20 protein-coding genes are annotated in these 20,357 nt (G+C 37.2%); 6 read left to right on the plus strand and 14 right to left on the minus strand.

The window, feature by feature from the left end; all coding sequences use genetic code 11:
- Positions 1 to 463: 463 nt before the first annotated feature.
- Positions 464 to 1,075 (minus strand): hypothetical protein, encoded by a 612-nt coding sequence (locus tag HT709_RS00935; protein ID WP_000733993.1) that lies wholly within the window; start codon positions 1,073 to 1,075, stop codon positions 464 to 466.
- 649 nt (positions 1,076 to 1,724) lie between these two features.
- On the opposite strand from HT709_RS00935, the gene HT709_RS00940 reads away from it, so the two are divergent.
- Positions 1,725 to 2,588 carry a helix-turn-helix transcriptional regulator gene (locus HT709_RS00940; RefSeq protein WP_001268175.1) on the plus strand — a complete coding sequence of 288 codons (864 nt, stop codon included), beginning with the start codon at positions 1,725 to 1,727 and terminating at the stop codon, positions 2,586 to 2,588.
- A 285-nt stretch (positions 2,589 to 2,873) separates the two neighbouring features.
- Here HT709_RS00940 and argH read toward each other — a convergent pair whose 3' ends face one another.
- The 11 genes from argH to HT709_RS00995 all read right to left on the minus strand — a co-directional run bounded on the left by argH (position 2,874) and on the right by HT709_RS00995 (position 13,508).
- The gene (argH, locus tag HT709_RS00945; protein WP_000164984.1) at positions 2,874 to 4,268 is read right to left on the minus strand and encodes an argininosuccinate lyase; all 1,395 of its coding nucleotides are present in this window, start codon (positions 4,266 to 4,268) and stop codon (positions 2,874 to 2,876) included.
- Between the two features lie 28 nt (positions 4,269 to 4,296).
- A complete protein-coding gene (locus HT709_RS00950; RefSeq protein ID WP_014017181.1) occupies positions 4,297 to 5,493 on the minus strand; it encodes an argininosuccinate synthase in 1,197 nt (398 codons plus the stop codon).
- Positions 5,494 to 5,509: 16 nt separating this feature from the next.
- Entirely contained in the window at positions 5,510 to 6,316 is an 807-nt protein-coding gene (locus tag HT709_RS00955; RefSeq protein ID WP_050223629.1) for an ABC transporter substrate-binding protein, read from the minus strand.
- 206 nt (positions 6,317 to 6,522) lie between these two features.
- Positions 6,523 to 7,164: an ABC transporter ATP-binding protein gene (locus HT709_RS00960; protein ID WP_050223630.1), complete on the minus strand. Its 642-nt coding sequence runs from the start codon at positions 7,162 to 7,164 to the stop codon at positions 6,523 to 6,525.
- Entirely contained in the window at positions 7,161 to 9,269 is a 2,109-nt protein-coding gene (locus tag HT709_RS00965) for a bacteriocin-associated integral membrane family protein (RefSeq protein ID WP_138707253.1), read from the minus strand. The genes HT709_RS00960 and HT709_RS00965 overlap by 4 nt, the downstream gene beginning before the upstream one ends.
- A 54-nt stretch (positions 9,270 to 9,323) precedes the next feature.
- Positions 9,324 to 9,608, minus strand: coding sequence for a lactococcin 972 family bacteriocin (locus HT709_RS00970; protein ID WP_001230167.1), 285 nt, complete (start codon positions 9,606 to 9,608; stop codon positions 9,324 to 9,326).
- Positions 9,609 to 9,903: 295 nt separating this feature from the next.
- The gene (locus HT709_RS00975; protein WP_001108790.1) at positions 9,904 to 10,491 is read right to left on the minus strand and encodes a hypothetical protein; all 588 of its coding nucleotides are present in this window, start codon (positions 10,489 to 10,491) and stop codon (positions 9,904 to 9,906) included.
- Positions 10,492 to 10,787: 296 nt separating this feature from the next.
- Positions 10,788 to 11,435, minus strand: coding sequence for an ABC transporter ATP-binding protein (locus tag HT709_RS00980; RefSeq protein ID WP_049779943.1), 648 nt, complete (start codon positions 11,433 to 11,435; stop codon positions 10,788 to 10,790).
- A 13-nt stretch (positions 11,436 to 11,448) separates the two neighbouring features.
- On the minus strand, positions 11,449 to 12,255 hold the full coding sequence (locus HT709_RS00985) for a hypothetical protein (protein WP_000713604.1): 807 nt from the start codon (positions 12,253 to 12,255) through the stop codon (positions 11,449 to 11,451).
- A complete protein-coding gene (locus HT709_RS00990; RefSeq protein WP_000385027.1) occupies positions 12,242 to 13,033 on the minus strand; it encodes a hypothetical protein in 792 nt (263 codons plus the stop codon). The genes HT709_RS00985 and HT709_RS00990 overlap by 14 nt, the downstream gene beginning before the upstream one ends.
- 73 nt (positions 13,034 to 13,106) lie before the next feature.
- Entirely contained in the window at positions 13,107 to 13,508 is a 402-nt protein-coding gene (locus tag HT709_RS00995) for a hypothetical protein (protein WP_000732159.1), read from the minus strand.
- Positions 13,509 to 14,035: 527 nt separating this feature from the next.
- Between HT709_RS00995 and HT709_RS01000 the strand changes: the two genes are divergently transcribed.
- Positions 14,036 to 14,899: a helix-turn-helix transcriptional regulator gene (locus HT709_RS01000; protein ID WP_001268181.1), complete on the plus strand. Its 864-nt coding sequence runs from the start codon at positions 14,036 to 14,038 to the stop codon at positions 14,897 to 14,899.
- Between the two features lie 50 nt (positions 14,900 to 14,949).
- Here HT709_RS01000 and HT709_RS01005 read toward each other — a convergent pair whose 3' ends face one another.
- A complete protein-coding gene (locus HT709_RS01005) occupies positions 14,950 to 15,570 on the minus strand; it encodes a LysM domain-containing protein (RefSeq protein ID WP_023939095.1) in 621 nt (206 codons plus the stop codon).
- Positions 15,571 to 15,811: 241 nt separating this feature from the next.
- On the opposite strand from HT709_RS01005, the gene sdaAB reads away from it, so the two are divergent.
- The 4 genes from sdaAB to HT709_RS01025 are packed head-to-tail and all read left to right on the plus strand — an operon-like array spanning position 15,812 to position 18,373.
- A complete protein-coding gene (gene sdaAB, locus HT709_RS01010) occupies positions 15,812 to 16,483 on the plus strand; it encodes an L-serine ammonia-lyase, iron-sulfur-dependent subunit beta (RefSeq protein ID WP_000838912.1) in 672 nt (223 codons plus the stop codon).
- Between the two features lie 8 nt (positions 16,484 to 16,491).
- Positions 16,492 to 17,364 (plus strand): L-serine ammonia-lyase, iron-sulfur-dependent, subunit alpha, encoded by an 873-nt coding sequence (gene sdaAA, locus HT709_RS01015; protein ID WP_000500038.1) that lies wholly within the window; start codon positions 16,492 to 16,494, stop codon positions 17,362 to 17,364.
- A 21-nt stretch (positions 17,365 to 17,385) separates the two neighbouring features.
- A complete protein-coding gene (locus tag HT709_RS01020; RefSeq protein WP_023939097.1) occupies positions 17,386 to 18,018 on the plus strand; it encodes an HAD hydrolase-like protein in 633 nt (210 codons plus the stop codon).
- A 49-nt stretch (positions 18,019 to 18,067) separates the two neighbouring features.
- Positions 18,068 to 18,373 (plus strand): hypothetical protein, encoded by a 306-nt coding sequence (locus HT709_RS01025; RefSeq protein ID WP_172925419.1) that lies wholly within the window; start codon positions 18,068 to 18,070, stop codon positions 18,371 to 18,373.
- A gap of 84 nt (positions 18,374 to 18,457) precedes the next feature.
- On the opposite strand, the gene HT709_RS01030 is transcribed toward HT709_RS01025, so the two are convergent.
- Positions 18,458 to 20,308, minus strand: coding sequence for a nucleoside-diphosphate sugar epimerase/dehydratase (locus HT709_RS01030; RefSeq protein WP_001035691.1), 1,851 nt, complete (start codon positions 20,306 to 20,308; stop codon positions 18,458 to 18,460).
- Positions 20,309 to 20,357 lie beyond the last annotated feature (49 nt).

Here is a 20,357-nt window from a genome sequence, read left to right on the forward strand (position 1 = left end):
TAATAGAATTTATTAGATTTATTTTATTATATCCAGCAAAAAAATGTTTCATTTTAAATATCCCAATTTTACCTTTCGTCTTAACAATCCACTAACAAATCTATTTACTTCTCTTTTTTTTGAAAAATCTTGACAGCAAATTTACTCCACTTAATGCTACTAAGATTTCAATGGTAGCATTCCCACAAGAGAAAAATGCAAACTGACAAAGTTCCTACTAAAACACTATCCTCCCAGCAAATAGAGAGTCAGCAGAAATAAAACAACCGAGATTGGCAGAAAAGCAGCATGATTTGTTTTACAAAAAATAGAATAACAAAGACTACCTATCGAAAATGTCAGAATAACTTCAATAGTTATCTTTAAAGCAGGATAATATATATTTTTAATAAAAAAAATTAAAAGGATAAAAAATACCAATGAACTAAGAACAGATTTGATATAAAATTTTAAATGAGTCATATTATGGGATATACACGTTATAAGACAAACTAATGCCAGGTATGTGATCTCCTAGATGCAAGACAGTTACACCATTTTCAACACCCCATTTAGCTAATGCTGCAGCAGAAGCTGTTACAAGCGCAGCAACACCAGCTCCCCACGGTCCTGCCGCTGCTAATTCCTTAGCATACCAACCAAAATAGCCACCTGCAAAAGCCGCAGCAGCCCATCCATTCATACTTCTAATTTTAGGACCAAGATTAATATACAAACCGACAAATCCTCTAAATTGAGTTTTTCTCACATCTAATTCTGCAATAGATAATATATCTTCAGCTTCCTGCTCAGTAATCTCTAAGTCTTCCATTAACTGTTCTTTAGTTGCGTATAAAACTGGATCTCCATATTCATTTTTCGAAAAATAATTTTCTAATTTCAAAGCAACTTCTGTCAATTTTTTATCATATGAATACTGTCCGTAATTTGTAATTATATTTATATCTGCGGAAGTAAATTCATCCACCTTATCTGAACTACTTATATTAGAAATCGTAGATGCATTAGCAAGTGTTGGAGCCACTGCTCCAAATAATGATAATGCTACTATAGATGATGTTATTAATTTTTTCATGTTATTCTCCATAATTCTTAAAAAATCTAACAAAATAAGCAACGCTAAGTTTATATTGTGTATCAAAACAAGAAACAAGTATTATTCAAATCGAATATTGAAAACGATTGATTTCAGTTATTTATGGTAATTTACTTTATAGAGTTAATCTACTATAACTAATATCGTCTTTATTATCCCATTTACAATACACATATTTTAATATTATTATTTATTAAAACTTCTATGAAATAATGTAATAAACTAAAAATCAAAATTATAATTAATTCAAATTTATCGAATAACTACTTTAAAACAAAATTAACATTCACAGAAAATCTTATGCAATCACTAAATTATCCATTGGACTCACCTTCCTTCTTTATTAAAAACGAACTCATCACATCGGCCATTTCCATGGGAAAACCGTAGCAATGCTGAATAAGAAAGCAAGAACAACTAAAAAGCGAAAAACTTTTTTATTCATACTTTTTCCTCCTATCTTTATTTTATATCTATAGTATACCTCTTCTTTACTCTATTTTAAAATTACGTTAACTTTTTTCACACATTATTTTAGTTTTCTTTTTTACTATTCCTGTTATTATGATACAATATTTTTAATAGGATTTTATTATTTGTTAACTTTTTTCACAGAAAGGAGAAAATCATGCGTTATGATTTCGGAAAGGTCTATAAAGAAATACGTGAGTCAAAGGGGCTGACCCAAGAAGAGGTCTGTGGGGGTGTTCTCTCAAGAACCAGCTTATCAAAAATCGAAAGTGGCAAGACAACCCCAAAATATGAAAATATGGAATTTCTTCTCCGTCAAATCAATATGAGTTTTGAAGAGTTTGAATATATCTGTCAACTTTATCAACCAAGTCAACGCACAGAGATTATGCAAACCTATCTCAATATGCGTTCCATTATCGGGACCAGCGATCTTGTCAATTTATTTCAAAAATTCCAAGACTACCTCAAGACCCACCACGATCTCCCTATAGAAGAAATCAGAGATATGCTTGAAGTTGTCATTTATATCCGTCAACACGGGGCAGGTGAACTATCAGATCACGCAGAACAGGTTGTCAAAAAACTTTGGAGAAAAATTGAAAAACAAGATACATGGTATGAGAGTGACCTAAAAATCCTCAATACCATTCTTTTCAGTTTTCCCATTGAATACCTCCATCTCATCACTGGAAAAATATTGCAACGCCTAGAAGTCTATAAAAACTATCAACATTTATATGACTTGCGAATGACAATTCTATTAAACCTTTCCACACTCTATCTATACACTCAAGATAAAAACATGTGTAAGCAAATCTGCTACACTTTACTAGAGGACGCCAAGAATAAGAAAAGCTACGATAGGCTGGCTATCTGCTATGTCCGTATTGGGATTTGTACAGATAATGCTAAACTTATCCAAAAAGGGTTCTCCCTTCTGGAGCTAACCGAGGAAACTTCTATACTGTCTCATCTCGAAAAAGAAGTAGAGATCTATTACCAAGCGAAGGAAAGATAAAAAAGCCGAGGGATTTCCTCGACTCTTTACATATTATTTGTTCGTTAGTTCTTAATACCAGCCATTGTTAATCCCGAAGTTTTTAGCTCTGCCAAGCCACATAGTTTGCTTACTACTACGTGTCCATGTCACCATGAATCGCCGAACGATTTAACGAGAAAGTATGACTTTTACGTTTATCCCAACTCAATTATGACATTTTTTTCAAAAGTCAATATATCTCACTTTTTTAACGACAAGAAAGAGGCTGTCAATCGACCAACCTCTTATTCTGAACCTATCAATCTAGCACTTTTTAGCTTCATTCGCTTTCTTAGCGACTGCAATTTGGTATTTCACTTGGTCAAACCCTGTACCTCCCAAGGAATTTCGTCTTTGAACAGCAGTTTTAGGTTGCAAGTAGACATAGATATCCTCAGCAATGAGGGAATGATAGGTTTGCAATTCCTCCAGACTCCAATCTTGAATATTTTTAGCAGACTTGATAGAGTCTAACACTAATCTTCCCACAACCTCATGAGCTTCTCTAAATGGCAAACCTTTCCCTGCCAAATAATCTGCCAACTCAGTCGCATTTGAAAAGTCCTTCTCTGTAGACTCTTGCATTTTTTCCTTATTTACCTGTAAGCTAGATAACATACCTGCCAATACATCAAGGGAATTTAAAATCGTTTCGACCGTGTCAAACATTCCTTCCTTATCCTCTTGCAAATCCTTATTATAAGCTAAAGGCAAGGACTTCATGACTGTCAATAGTCCAAACAGATTCCCATAAACTCGACCAGTCTTTCCTCGAATCAACTCAGCCATATCTGGATTTTTCTTTTGGGGCATAATAGAGGAACCTGTTGTAAACGTATCTGACAAGGTAATGAATTGGTACTCAAAGCTACACCAATTGATCATTTCTTCGCAAAAACGGCTCATATGCATCATGAGTATGCTGGCATTTGATAGAAATTCTAAGATAAAATCGCGGTCACTAACAGCATCCAAAGAATTTGTATAAGGTTGCTTAAACTCCAGCAAATCGCTAGACAATTGGCGATCAATGGGGAAAGTCGTCCCTGCCAAAGCTGCCGCACCTAGAGGGCATAGATCTGTATGCTTCTGGTTAAATCCAAAACGTTCACTGTCTCTTTGAAACATATTGTAGTAAGCCATCAGATGATGGGCAAAACTAATAGGCTGGGCATGTTGCAGATGGGTATAGCCCGGCATAATCGTCTCCACATGATTTTCCGCCAAGTCTAATAAAACACCCTTGAGATGAGCCAGTTTATCTAGGACATGACCTAGTTGCTCCTTGAGATACAAGTGCATATCTGTCGCAACTTGGTCATTTCGAGAACGAGCTGTATGTAGCTTCCCTGCAAGGGGACCAATTTTTTCTGTCAGTAACACTTCCATATTCATATGAATATCTTCGTTTCCGATATCAAAGTCAAGTTGGCCTGCCTCTAGCTCTTCTAAAAGCTCTTTCAAGCCTTCTTGAATCTTTTCTGACTCATTCAAACTCAAAATGCCCGTCTGACCCAACATCTGAACGTGGGCTAAGGAACCAATCACATCAAATTTTGCTAATTTCTGGTCAAAAGATATACTCGCACCAAAGCGCTCTACCCAGTCTTCGACAGTACCTTCAAAGCGACCACCCCATAATTTTGTATTCTTAGTCATATCACATCCACCTCTCTATCCAATCGCCCTATTTGGCGCTTTTTTGAACCTCAGAATAAACCTTGGTTGGAAGTCCCCACAACTTAATAAAGCCAACAGCCGCATCTTGGTCAAAGGTATCTGCACTGGTATACGTCGCCAAATTTTCATCGTAAAGAGAATTTGGTGATTTCCGAGCCACGACCTGAGCGCTCCCCTTATAGAGTTTAACTTTTGCAGTCCCATTGACAACTTTTTGAGTTTCTTTAATATAAGCAATCAAGGCTTGCGTAGCCGGACTAAACCACAAAGCATTATAAATGAGATTTGATAATTCATTTTCTATAATTGGTTTAAAATGAGCTACTTCTCTCACAAGCGTCAAGTCCTCAATTTCCTTATGAGCTGTCAGCAGGGTCACTGCCCCTGGGCACTCATAGATTTCTCTTGATTTAATCCCAACCAAACGATTTTCCACGTGATCAATCCGTCCGACCCCATGTTTCCCAGCTATTTCATTGAGTTTTTGAATCAAATCTGCCAATTTTAACCCTTCTCCATTAAGGGAAACTGGAACGCCTTCACTAAACTCAATATCAATGTACTCTGGCGTATCTGGAGCTTGCTCTGGAGAAGTTGTGATACCAAAGGCTTCTTCTGGAGCCTGATTCCATGGATTTTCCAAAATACCACACTCATTGGCACGTCCCCAAAGATTTTGGTCGACAGAGTAGGGATTGTCAAGGTCAGCAGGAACAGGCACCCCATTTTCCTTGGCATAATGAATTTCTTCCTCCCGAGACCATTTCCATTCACGAACTGGCGCAATCACTTTTAAATTGGGATCCAAGGCTGCAATCGATACTTCAAAACGTACTTGGTCATTCCCCTTACCTGTACAACCATGAGCAATTGTAGTCGCTCCTGTCTGATGCGCGATTTCAACCAATTTTTTAGAAATAAGAGGGCGGCTCAAGGCAGATACTAAGGGGTACTTTTGTTCATAGTAGGCATGTGACTGAAGAGCCACTAGCACATAATCTGTAGCAAATTCGTCCTTAACATCAATGACATAAGATTCTACTGCCCCAACCTTAAGAGCCTTATCATGGATGAAATCTAAGTCTTTCCCTTCACCCACATCCATACAGACTGCAACAACATCATAATCTTTCTTTAACCAGGTAATAGCAACTGATGTGTCTAAACCGCCAGAATAGGCCAAAATTACTTTTTCTTTACTCATATTCTTTTCCTTCTTTCTATTTTTCAATGGACGCTTTAAAGGCATCCTCAATGAGTTTGTCTAATTCTCCAGACTCCTTCAACTTTTGAATGGTTTTATCGACTGCCTCTTTTAATTCCTTGCTATCTTTTTTCATGGCGACCGCGTAGGAATCATCTTGCTCTTTTTCAAAATTGAGGTCTGCGATTGCTAAATCAGGATTATTTTCCACAAATCCCTTGGCAACTGGTTCTTCAAAGATGACGGCATCCACTTGCCCTGATTTTAAATCTGTGATTAAATTCCCATTTTTAGGCAGAGATACGAGGGATGAATTTTGTAGCAAATCTTTCGCCATCGTCTCTTGAATCGAACCTTTCTGTGCTCCGACCTTTTTCTGCGCCAAGTCGTTTACAGACTGATAAGTGGCCAAGTCAGATTTTTTGACAATGAGTTTATTTTTTGCAGTATAGTAGGGAATTGAAAAATCGAACACCTTGCTCCGCTCATCTGTCTTAGAAACACCAGATATGGCAAGGTCAGCTTTACCTGATTGAACACTAGCCAGTACATTGTCAAAACTCATAGGAGATAGTTCCAATTCGACACCTAGTTCTGTTGCGATAGCCTTGGCTAATTCGATATCTGAACCCACAATCTGATTTTTCCCATCAACTACTTTTTGGTATTCAAATGGAGCAAAATCTGGATTGAGGGCTACAACCAATTTTCCTTTGGACTTGATGGCTTCAATTCCAGCCGATTGATTGTTACTACAAGCAAATAGTAGGGGGAGCATCACTAAACCAAACATCGTCATCAACACCTTCTTCATCTTATTCATAACAAAGCCTCCTTTATGTTTATTCCTTTTGTTTGTATAAATAATACACCTATCTTCATCCTTTGTCAAGCCTAAATTGTAATTTTTTTCAATTTAAAACAGAAAAACCTAGGAAAATTACATAAAAATGTCATTCCTAGGCGTATTTATGCTATTTCTCTCTGAAAAACATGAGTATTCAGTCAGTCAAATGAAGCTGAATGAACTCATTTTCCCTCGCCCAATTCAATGATACGATGACATTGTTGGGCTACATAAGCATCGTGGGTCACAATAATGACTGTTTTCCCCTCTCGATTCATCTCTAGGAGAAACTTCAAGACCAAATCTCTATTTTCAGGGTCCAGAGAACCTGTTGGTTCATCGGCTAAAATCAGCTGGCTGGGTTTTAAGATGGCTCTAGCAACTGCAATTCGTTGTTGTTCGCCACCAGACAACTCGGAGACCTTTTGGTGCAAAGTAGCTGACAAACCTACTCTCTCTAAAATCTCTTCCACCTTTTTGAGCTTGTCTTTCTTGGTCAATTTCACATATTTCAGCGCCAGCATGAGATTGTACTCGACCGTTTCATCATCAATCAGGGCAAAATTTTGAAATAGATAAGAGATATGTTCACGGATTATTGTTTGCGACTTAGCAGAATTGACCGCTAAATTTGTCTGACCAAAAATCTCATACCGTCCGCTATATTCACCGTCTATCAAACCTAATAAATTTAACAAGGTTGACTTACCACTACCACTCTTGCCAACAATGGCTACCAAATCCCCCTGATCAATCCTGAGAGACAAGTGATCCAAAATCACTTTTCCCCCAATGATTTTGGTAATATTTTCCAACTCAATCATAAGATACCCCCTTTCAATAACTCTACTAGACTTCTTTTCTCCATCCTAGAAGCCAAAACTAGCACAAATAGTATATCCAGACATGTAAAGCCTGCAAACAGCAGAAATGGCAAGAACGCATGGGCAAAGAAAATCAAGACTAGAAGAGGCAGACTATAGCCCAGCAAGAGCAGAACGAGGAGAGGACGGTAGCGATCGACCAGTTTCCACCCCATAAACTTCTTGGTAATGATATCCCTGCGCTTCAATAAGAAAGTTGTTACTAGTAAGAAGTAGGAAATCATCATGCTAAGGAGACCAAACAAAGCAAAGAGTAGGTTAAAATTCCGAACAGCATCTCGATAAGAATCCACTTTCTCTTGTTGAATGGCTTGAATAGATGAAAATTTTAAATAATTTCCATCTGACAATTTCTCAACTAACTCTGTAATCTCTTTTTGATGTTGAACCGTATTTTCAATTTTAATCGGATTATTTAAGCCAGTTGTTGACAGGGAGGCTTTCTCATCCCACATCATATCAGAATCATTGACCAAGCTAATAATTGGATTGGAGAGATTTTCCTTTCGCTTATCACTATATGGGAAAAATGACCAATCTCCTTCATAATAGGCAATCTCGACATCCATCTCCTCTATCGTTCGTTTTTGCTGCTCTTCATACTTCATCGAATGAAAGGCAATTAACTTCCCCAAGAGCTGATTTTTATCTTCTTGTCCTTTGTCACTAGCTGGCAACAAAATCACCTTTTTAGTGCCGGTATCTGGTAGCTTGAATCCCTTGCTCTTTAGAAAATTGCGATTGGCATAGTAAACATCCACCGTATCTGTTAACTGATATTGCTGAATCTGTTCTGATTGGACAAAATTTTTTACAGGAAGACTGCTACTCTGCACATAGCCCGCCTGCGTTTTTTCTACCAAATCCTGATAAAATCGATAGAAATAATCTGTAGATTTCCCTGACCCTGCTAGCTCTTCTTGCCACAGATTATCATTGAGTTTGAAGGTTTCTAAGGTCAGGTAATTACCTTGACTTACCCACTGTTGCTGATAAGCAAGTTCTTTGTTTTCTTGTTCTAAACTTCTGCCCACCCCAATCAGTAAGGCCGTCAGTAAAATAGTTGTCCCTATTTTCATCACATAATTGAAGATAAGACCAAATTTGAAAGATGAAAAACCTTTCAACATGGAACTGACTGTCATTTTCTGAATCATCAGGTAGGTCAGCCAACTGATGAACAAATACAACTGTAAAAGCAGAAATTGGGATAAGAGTAAACTTGGAAACAAAAGTTTTGGCCTGTAGTCCAGCACTAAAAATAGTCCCAAGTCAATGACAAGACTTCCACCCAAGAGAAGATAAAAATTAGTCTTTACAAAACCAGCTAAAATCGCCCTGCTTTGAAAACCAAGTAACTTTTGAACCCCCACTCGTTTCATCTCCATCATCGGCTGATAAACTGTCATTAAAATCACAAGCAAGATTGCCAAGATAAAGATAATGATAGATAGTAACAAATCTTGATTTAGCACTCCAACCTGACTTCGGTAAGTGGGTTCTAATAAAATCGTCTTATCTATCTGGAAAAAATCACTCCACTTTTGTAGAATGGTATCGCGATCTATCTCTTTGCTGGAGGTAATCATGTAGCGCCCATTTACAGTATGGGATTTATCCTCAATATAGGATTGGAAGGTCTGGAGTCGAATGAGTTTCACCTTTAAAAAGGTGGGAATGGTTCCTAGATTATTGGGAAGATCCTGGTTGCTGTAGACCCCCTTCTCATTCTTTGAAAAATCAAGAGAAGTCAGACTGAACTCCTGATAGGGGAAGGTTTCCTTATTAAAAACACCAGCCTTGACGGCTTCATCGCCATTATCTACTTTGATAATAGAGACCTTGTCTTGATTTGCAACCTCTTCAAAAAATTGGAGAATCGTTTCTGTCGGTTTAGTGACATCTTTCAAGTACAAGTCAAATGAATAAGTTGTTTTGCCCATCTCCTGAATCCGCACTATTTCTCGTGTAACATTTACATTCAGGACAAAAAACGTAGTACACAGTAAGAGCAGGAGCATACAAAGATGACTGATTTTTTTCATAGAGATACCTCCCGTAAAGAAACTCCCTCTCCAAAAGGGGAGGGAGAATTTTAATTAAAATCCATAGAAATATTCCATTCCCGTTGGTGGGAATTTGAAGATTGAAGCCCGAGCCCATGCCTCAGCTTCTGCACGATCCTTAGAGAATTTATTTCCATCTTTAACAGTTGCTGTATGAGAGCGAGTAGAATGTAAATAATCAGAATAACCAAAATTTCCTGACCATCCTACTCCATAGTTCCATTGACCACCATCAACCCATACTGCCAAAACACTTGTAGAAGCAAGTATACTACATACCATTAAAGATGCAACACCAATTTTAACTAATTTTCTCACTATCTCATTTCATTTTTAAACAACGAACTTACTCTTAACTAGGAGAATAGTTCTCTTCTGTATCAGGTCTTTGAACAACCAGAGTAGTATTAAGCACACTCTAACTATTACTCAAGAATCAGCCCAATAAACAACATGGATAGCGTTTTCAAATTTTTAAACTCCTATCCCATCCTTTTATCTATATTATTATAAGCGAAAATATAATAACTGTCAAGTAATTGAAGTGAATTTTATAAAAAAATTACAAGCCAAATTTGTAAAGTTTACAATAAACAACTAGGGCAATTGTCGATCAGAATGTTCTTTTATCTGTTAATAATCCTAGAAAATCTTGTCGTTTCAAGTCTGAGAAATGTTTGGTAGAAAGACTTCCTTTTTGAAGTCCATCATCTCTAACCTGTAAATAATAGCTATGTTGGCTTGTTTTAATTGTCAAAAAATCGCCAAATACAAAAAATTTTTTCCAGTTACGAATCTCAAATTCTTTCATCTCTGATTTTGGAATGCGGATAAGTCCTTGCCGCAAATCACGATGATGCTCACTTGTGAAAGTCATCCCATTCCCAAGATTTCTTATCAGTAGTTCATCTGGAGTTACCATCACCAGCGCTATTTTAGTTAAGAAAATTTCAACTGTTGGTGGTAAAATCGCCAAATCAAACCAAGGATGTAGGTAGCGATACGCTAAGAAATAATGAGGCTCCTCACCCAATCCTAGTTGTTTATATAAGTCCTTGACCTCACTATCTAACCTCGCTTCAAAAGACACATCCGAATGCTCTTCTTCCTTCTTCTGATTAAAATAACGCATCCAGACTAGGAAACCTATAAAGGCTAGGACAAATATTCCTGATAAAAGATATTTTAAATTGTAGTTCATCACTTAACCTCCTGATTCACGCTTCTGCCTAAAGAAGAGGCCTATCTATTTTGAAAATAGTTCCATAACAACTTTAAATAAGACTGGTAATATTGTATCAAGCTAGAATTCTTTCTTTTCTAGCTACATCATAGTACTACTTAAACTTATTTTAGTTTTCTCCCTTACTTTCTATATTACTATTATACAATATTTTTGCTAAGATTTTATTATTTGTTAACTTTTTTCACAAAAAGGAGTACATCATGCGTTATGATTTCGGGAAGGTCTATAATAAAGTTAGCCACCTACCATTACTAAAAGTTAGATATCTCAACTAATTTACCATTTTTCAATTCAAGAACAATATCAGATAATACTTCAATATCCTCTTTATTGTGAGATGTGACCAACATAGTAATATGATTCTTTCGAGCATAACTCTTAATTATTTTTCTAAGTTCTTCTACACCTTCATAGTCCATACTATTAAATGGTTCATCTAGGAGTAAAATCTTAGGATTTTCCATCAATGCTTGGGCAATCCCTAACCTTTGTAACATACCTAATGAATAATTTTTTACTCTTACATCTTTATCCTGATATAAATCTACCTTATTCAATACTTCCTCAATCTCTTTCTTAGTAATTTTATTTTTGATTGTAGCTAATTGCTCTAAATTCTCTAATGCAGTTAGACTAGACAAAAATCCTGGATGTTCAATAAGTAAGCCTACATCAAGTGGCATAGAGCCATTTTCACCAACAATTACACTTCCAACTGTAATCTTACCCGTAGTAGGTTTCATTAGTCCTGAAATCATTTTAAATAATACACTTTTCCCGCATCCATTGGTTCCTATAATTCCATATATTTTACCTGATTCAAAAACATAACTAACATCATCTATAACACACTTTTTCCCAAATGTTTTTGAAAGATGATCTACTTTTATACAATCCATACGTTTCAACTCCTTACTCATCTTGATACTGCTTACTTCCTTTAGGTAATGTAATATCTTTATTTTCAAATATTTTAAAATTTAATAGAACTAACATTGCATCAACAAATACCAATATCCCACATCTACCAATGAAATTTATACCGTAACCATATACTGAACCGGAAATAGAAAACAATGAAAATGGTCTCAGATGTTCTCCTAACAAGCCCAATGTTGAACCCGCCATTACAATCAAAGTGCCCGTATAGATAACAAATACTAACGATTGTGATATTCTAAACTGTGTTAAAAGTGCATGGAGCAGGGAAAAGAAATATAGCAACAATCCTTGTAAAATTATTATCTTCCCTATCTCATAAATTACGATATTCGTTTCAAAATTTCCAAATAAATACGTTTCTGAAAATTTTTTTGTGGCTGTTGAAATGCCGATGCCAAAGTTAGAATCTCCTATTCCTACTATAGTGGAAAATATACAAATACTAACCACATAATAAATCACACTTTTCAAAATTTTGAAATGCTTATTTCTATAAAAATCATTTCTACTTGAATACCTACTTAGTACAAAAAATATATTTTGTTCAACTGGGCTTTGTAGCATCATTATGAAAGCTAATAAAAACGGAAATGTGAAATATCCAGTATAGGAATCATTAAACATGATAAGAATCAGCTCACCAAAATGAAAATTCCCAAATTTATATTTCAATACTATCAGCTGACTAAAATTTGCTAATATAGCAAAAGCCACTAATAAATATATAAAACCTATATAAAAATCTTCTTTATTTTTTAATTCTTTAAATTTCTTCATCAGTTTCTATATCCCTTTTAAATTTTTTATACGACATCCAATATGATATTACTACTACAAGTATCAAATATACAAAAACAAATATTATGCTTATTCCTTTTACTCTTGAAACATCAAAAATTGCCATTGGTTCAATTTTAGTAAGACCTAAAAACATAGCAAACAATGATCCTATTGTCGTTAAAATAAATGGGGATAACCATGCAACAAATTTGCTCTTAATAAAATATGACATCGCCAATCCAACACTACTATATGCAACGCCAACAAAGGAACAATGTAAAATGATTATTACTACATAAAATAACGGGGATGTCCTCACTGCTGATTCATAAATAGAAACTTTTGTTATTGCATAATAAGCATCCATATTTATACTTCTATTAAAAAATAAAATTGACATTATCAAGAATAATAACATTCCAAAAATAAATGTTGTAAATGATATGAATCCATTGATTATAAAAATAGAATTAAAATACTGTTTATATCCCATCCTTGATATAATATATTTCATTATTCCACTTTTTCTATTTTCGATATGCTGTGACGCAAAAGGAATTGTTGCAATAAGAGGTGCCAAAACTATTAACAACGACCTATCACCATTATAACCTTGTAAAAATACCACAATATAATCATGATTAAAAAAATACTCCATCCCCTCTTCAATAAATGCACTTACAGAAAATATCATAGAAGTTAAAATAATTAATATTGCTAAAAAGAATTGCTTATTTTTCATCCCTTTTAAAAATATACTGACCTTGTAATCCATACTTCTCTCCTATAAAACAAATGGGATGAGCGAACATGCTCACCCCCAAATATACAAACCTATATTCTAGCTCTTAATACTCATCAGGACTCCACGAACCGCTGGTTTGAACTTTAACATATGTTGCGAACCCTGTCCATCCACCCAATCTAAGATTAGATCCTTCTGCATCTGATGGACTATTATAATTCAAATAAATCCTATCTCCACTGCCTGAAGAATATGTACGTGTCATTTGAGCGTCACCTCTAAAAATAGCACAGTGCATTGTATAACCACCACCGATTGATGTATTATTATTTACTCCTCTTGATTGATTTGTTTTATATAATGAGTCAGTCACTGTACGACCTCCGAATCTCGGCATAATCATATCGTAGTCCGAAATTTCTCTAGCAGAGACAGCCATTGCACCAATCATTAACGTAGCACATATACTTGCAAATAACTTTGTTTTAGTATCTAGTTTTTTCATTATTACAATCCAATCCTTTCGCTCCACTTACGACACAATACAAAATGAAAAACATGTTGTATTGTGTTGTTTTCTTTAATTTGGGATATGATATACTTCCTGTGAAACCAAATATGATAAACTAAAAATCAAAATTATAATGAATTCAAATTTATAGAATAACTACCTTAAAACGAAATTAACATTCACAGAAAATCTTATGTAATTACTAAATAATCCATTGGACTCATCTTCCTTTCATTTTTGCAACTAGCGCATTATATCGGCCATTTCCATGGGAAAACCGTAGCAATGCTAAATAAGAAAGCAAGAACAACTAAAAAGCGAAAAACTTTTTTATTCATACTTTTTCCCTCCTATCCATATTTTGTATCTATAGTATACCTCTTCTTTATTCTATTTTAAAATTAGTTAACTTTTTTCACACATTATTTTAGTTTTCTTTTTTACTATTCCTGTTACTATGATACAATATTTTTAACTAGATTTTATTATTTGTTAACTTTTTTCACGAAAAGGAGAAAATTATGCGTTATGATTTCGGAAAGGTCTATAAAGAAATACGCGAGTCAAAAGGCTTGACCCAAGAAGAGGTCTGTGGAAATGTCCTCTCAAGAACCAGCCTATCAAAGATTGAAGGCGGTAAAGCAACTCCCAAATATGAAAATATGGAGTTTCTTCTCCAGCAAATCAATATGAGTTTTGAAGAGTTTGACTATATCTGCCATCTCTATCAACCAAGCCAACGAACAGAAATCATGCAAACCTATCTCAATATGAGCTCAATCCTAGGGACTAGTGAACTCGAAAAACTATTTCAAAAATGCCAAAACTATCTCAAGACCCATCATGACCTCTCTATAGAAGAGATCAGGGATATGCTGGAAGTTGTCATTCATATCCGTCAACATGGTACAGAGCAACTGTCAGACCAAGTAAAACAGACTATCAAAAAGCTTTGGGAAAAAATTGAAAAACAAGATACATGGTATGAAAATGACCTAAAAATCCTCAATACCATTCTTTTCAGCTTTCCCATTGAACACCTCCATCTCATCACTGGAAAAATCTTGCAACGCTTGGAAGTCTATAAAAACTACCAACATTTATATGACTTACGAATGGCAATCCTACTCAATCTGTCCACCATTTACTTATACCATCAAGACAAAAACATGTGTCAACAAATCTGCTATACTTTACTAGAGGATGCCAAGAAAAAGAAGCACTACGATAGACTTGCTATCTGCTATGTCCGTATCGGGATTTGTAGGGATGACGCTAGACTTATCCAAAAAGGTTTCTCACTTCTAGAGCTGACCGAGGAAACTTCTATGCTGTCTCATCTCAAAAAAGAAGTAGAGATCTATTCTCAACCGAAGGAAATATAAAAAGTCGAGGGATTTCCTCGACCTTTTCATATTATTCTGTTCGTTATTTCTTAATACCAGCCGTTGTTAAGCCAGAAGTTTTTAGCAGCAGTCCATGAACCGTAACGTCCTGCTACATAGGCATCTGCTACACGTTCTTGGTTTTCAGCTGAGTAGTCACCGTTCAAGTATGAATCGGTCAATTGGTAACGTCCGATATAACGTCCGTTTGTAGCTGTGTAGCTACCACCTGATTCTTTTTGAGCAATCCATTCTTTGGCTTCTGCTTCAGATCCGCTTACAGTTGAAGCAACTGTTTCTTCTGCTACTGTTTCACTTACTACTGGAGTTTCTTCCTCTACCTCTGTAGTTTCTGCCACTGGAGCTGAAACAGCCTCATCTTGGGCTGCTGGAGCTTCATAGGTCGTTGAAGCTGGTACTGCTGGCGCTACAGGACCATCGATAACCAACTCTTGACCAACATAAATCAAATGAATGTTGTCGATGTGGTTGTTTTCTGCCAATTTCTCAACAGTTGTGTTGTGAGTTTCAGCGATTTCTGAAAGTGTATCACCTTCTTTAACAGTGTAAGTTGATGATTCTTGAGCAGATACAAATGATGGAGCAAATACTGCAAACAAGGCAGCTACTCCTGCAAGAGTTGTTTTAATCTTTTTAGTTGTTGATTTCATATTTGAAAATTCTCCTTCTTTCTATAGTTCTATCATACCTTTTAAATATTACTATTTCTTAACACTTTTATGTAGAAATATTACAAAATTATTTTTTATTTCCCTAAATAATGTGTTTTTTGTCATAAAAGATACTATTTTTATGCTATTTAAGGTATTAGAAAGGTTTTCATCCACAATTAAAGCCAAGCCCCTCATTCTTTGATATAATAGAGATAAGAATTTTTATAAGGGGAAACTGATGAAATCACTTCGTTTTCAATCTGTCTTTGATATCATCGGACCAGTTATGATTGGCCCATCTAGTAGCCATACCGCTGGTGCTGTTCGTATTGGGAAGATTGTCTCTTCCATTTTTGATGATACTCCGACAGAAGTTGAATTCCAACTTTTTAACTCATTTGCCAAGACCTATCGTGGTCACGGAACAGACCTAGCCCTTGTTGCAGGTATTTTAGGAATGGATACAGATGATCCTGAAATTCCAAATAGTCTGGAAATTGCCCACAAGCGTGGTATCAAGATTGTCTGGACCATTCAGAAAGACAGCAATGCCCCTCACCCTAACACCACTAAAATTACTGTTAAAAATGCCCACAAGACCATCAGCGTGACTGGTATTTCTATCGGTGGAGGAAATATTCAGGTAACCGAACTCAATGGTTTTGCCGTCTCTCTCAATATGAATACACCGACTATCATCATCGTTCATCAAGATATTCCAGGTATGATTGCCCTTGTTACAGAGGCGCTTTCCCGCTATGGTATCAATATCGCCCAGATGAATGTTACTCGTGAAAAAGCTGGTGAAAAAGCCATTATGATTATCGAAGTTGACAGTCGCAACTGTGATGAGGCTATCGAAGAAATTCGAAAAATCCCTCATCTCCACAATGTCAATTTCTTTAAATAGGAGGAAGCATGTTTTATTCTATCAAAGAATTGGTCGAGCAAGCAGATCTGGACTTTCAAGGAAATGTCGCAGAACTCATGATTACAACAGAGTTTGAATTGACCGGTCGCGAACGTGAAGAAGTCTTCCTTCTCATGGAACGCAATCTGGAAGTTATGAAAGCCTCTGTCCAACTTGGCCTCAATGAAAATAAATCTCGTAGTGGCCTGACAGGTGGAGATGCTGCCAAATTGGATCACTACATCGAAAACGGAAAAACTCTGTCAGATTATACGATTCTCTCGGCTGCCCGAAATGCCATCGCAGTCAATGAACACAATGCTAAAATGGGCTTGGTCTGCGCTACTCCTACCGCAGGAAGTGCCGGTTGTCTCCCTTCCGTTCTCACTGCTGCTATTGAAAAATTAGACCTCAGCCACGAGCAACAATTGGATTTCCTCTTTGCTGCTGGTGCCTTTGGACTAGTCATCGCAAACAATGCCTCCATCTCAGGTGCTGAGGGTGGGTGTCAAGCTGAAGTTGGTTCAGCCTCTGCTATGAGTGCTGCCGCCTTGACTCTGGCTGCAGGTGGAACACCTTATCAGGCCAGTCAAGCTATTGCCTTTGTCATTAAAAATATGCTAGGCCTCATCTGTGACCCTGTTGCAGGTTTGGTCGAAGTTCCCTGTGTCAAACGTAATGCCATGGGAGCTAGCTTTGCTTTCATCGCAGCAGACATGGCCTTGGCAGGTATCGAATCTAAAATCCCTGTGGATGAAGTGATCGATGCCATGTACCAAGTAGGAGCAAGCATGCCAACTGCCTTTCGTGAAACAGCTGAAGGTGGACTCGCTACCACCCCTACTGGTCGTCGCCTCCAAAAAGAAATTTTCGGAGAATAAGTTTATCAAATAGGAGAAACCATGACCTCTATCACAGCGATTTTTTTCGATCTGGATGGAACCCTCGTCGACAGTTCTATCGGAATTCACAATGCCTTTACCCATACCTTTAAGGAGCTGGGGGTGCCTAGCCCTGATGCCAAAACGATTCGTGGTTTTATGGGACCGCCCCTCGAAAGTAGTTTTGCGACCTGCCTGCCCAAAGAACAAATCGCTGAGGCTGTGCAGATATATCGTTCTTACTACAAGGCAAAAGGCATCTATGAAGCTCAACTATTTCCTCAGATTGTAGACTTGCTTGAGGAGTTATCAAGCAGTTATCCACTCTACATCACCACGACAAAAAATACTCCAATCGCTCAAGACATGACTAACAACTTGGGAATCCATCATTTCTTTGATGGCATCTATGGTTCCAGCTCTGAAGCACCTCATAAGGCAGATGTCATTCGCCAGGCCTTGCAGACACATCAACTAGTCCCTCAACAAGCCATCATCATCGGAGATACCAAGTTTGATATGCTTGGAGCTCAAGAAACAGGCATTCAGAAATTGGCCGTCACTTGGGGATTTGGAGAGCAAGCAGATTTGCTCAACTATCAGCCTGATTATATCGCCCACAAACCCTTAGAAGTTTTGGCGTATTTTCAATAGCATAGACTGGGTAACAACTCCATTTCAGAAGAAAATGAAGTAATACTCAATGAAAATCAAAGAGCAAACTAGGAAACTAGCTGTGGGATGCTCAAAACACTGTTTTGAGGTTGTAGATAGAACTGACGAAGTCAGCTCAAAACACCGTTTTGAGGTTGCAGATAGAACTGACGAAGTCAGCTCAAAACACCGTTTTGAGGTTGCAGATAGAACTGACGAAGTCAGCTCAAAACACCGTTTTGAGGTTGCAGATAGAACTGACGAAGTCAGCTCAAAACACCGTTTTGAGGTTGCAGATAGAACTGACGAAGTCAGTAACATATACCTACGGCAAGGCGACGTTGACGTGGTTTGAAGAGATTTTCGAAGAGTATAAGCCTCTACATAACAAAACGCATATTACCAAGGCTCAAGACCTGATAATATGCGTTTTTCTTTTTTATTCAACGTGGGTTGTTTGATTGGCAAAGGCGATAATAGCCTGCTTCAACTCATCTCCACTAAGAGTGCGGAACTCTTCAATCTTTTGATCGATGGCTTCTAGAGGCATGACATTAACCTTACCAACGAAAATCTTATCCATAACTTGGTTATCAACAAGTTCTGTTGATACCAAGAGTTCTTCGTAGAGTTTTTCACCTGGACGGATTCCAACTTCAACGATTGGAATTTCGCTTTCGGTGTGTCCACTTAGAAGGACCATTTTCTTGGCCAAGTCATAAATCTTGACTGGTTTGCCCATATCAAGGATAAAGACTTCCCCATCCTTGGCATAAGCACCAGCATGGATAACCAGACGGCTAGCTTCTGGAATAGTCATAAAGTAACGGGTCATACGGAAGTCTGTCACCGTTACAGGCCCACCTTCAGCAATCTGACGTTCAAAGACTGGAATGACACTACCTCGGCTACCAAGAACATTCCCAAAACGAACCGCACAGTAAGTCGATTGGCTACGTTGGTTAAAGCCAGTGACAATCAACTCCGCCACGCGCTTAGTTGCTCCCATAACATTGGGTGGATTGACCGCCTTATCTGTCGAAATCATAACCATCTTAGGTACTTTGGCTTCATCAACAGCCTTAGCAACATTGTAAGTTCCGCGGATATTGTTTTTGAAGGCTTCTTTTGGATTGCGCTCCATCATAGGAACATGCTTGTGGGCTGCCGCATGATAAACAATAGCAGGTTTGTACTGCTCAAAGACTTGCAAGAGACGGTCGTAGTCTTGAATGTCCGCAATCACAGGTACATAATCAATCCCTTGGAACTTACGAATCAATTCATGATAAACAAGGTAGATTGAGTTTTCCCCATGACCGAGCAAGACAATGCGTTCAGGATTGAAGCGACTAACTTGACGACAGATTTCAGAACCGATTGAACCTCCAGCTCCTGTGACTAAGATGGTCTTACCTGTCAGTTCTGCACCCAGACGCGATTCGTCAAGACGAATTTCCTGACGGCCCAAAAGGTCTATGATATCAATTTTTTGGAATCCAGTACCTGCTGGGTGAAGTCCTTGAACAACAGTTTCAACATTAGGCATCTTGTAACATTTGACATCCAGCTTATTACACATCTGCAAGATACACTCATATTCTGACGGGTCAAGCGACGGAATTGCAACGATAACTCGCTCGATTTGATGGCGTTTGGCTAATTCAGGCAGATTGTCATAAGAGCCTAAAACAGGGATACCACCAAGTTTTTGACCCTTTTTCTTAGCATCCTTATCCAAAATACCAACAAGTTCCAAATCACTGGTTGGGTGTTGGTAACTGTTCATAAAGAGGGCTCCGCCATCACCAGCACCAATCAAGAAGGTTCGACGGTGTTCTCCATCGCCACTTCCTTTTTTGCGTCTAGAGTAGATTAACTGCCAAGTAATCCGTGGCAATAAAATCAAGAAGGTACTCAACAAGATAAAGAGAATGATGAAACGGATGGAGAAGAGTGGCAAGAAGGCATAGCAGATTCCATAAGACAAAACACTGCTGGCAGTCACACCAAAAAAGATTTTCATGAAATCCGTAATCTTGCTGTAACGACTAATACTAGCATTCAACCCCCAAAAACCAATCATCAATTGATAGAACAGAAAGGCCAAACTCGTATAGATAATGTAGTCAACAGGTGCTGGATTAATCAGCCCATAAAATAAAATATAAGATACAATGATCGAAACCACCATACTGAAAATATCAAATATTCCCCAGAAAACCTGCTTTTGTTGTTTATTTAAAATTTCCACCAGATCAATCACATAATCTGTTAGTTTTTTATTCATGTCAATCTACTCCTCCTTAAAAGAGTTTTACTATATTGTTATTGTAGCA

The organism is Streptococcus sp. 1343, from assembly GCF_013277355.1.
Lineage (GTDB): Bacteria > Bacillota > Bacilli > Lactobacillales > Streptococcaceae > Streptococcus > Streptococcus pseudopneumoniae.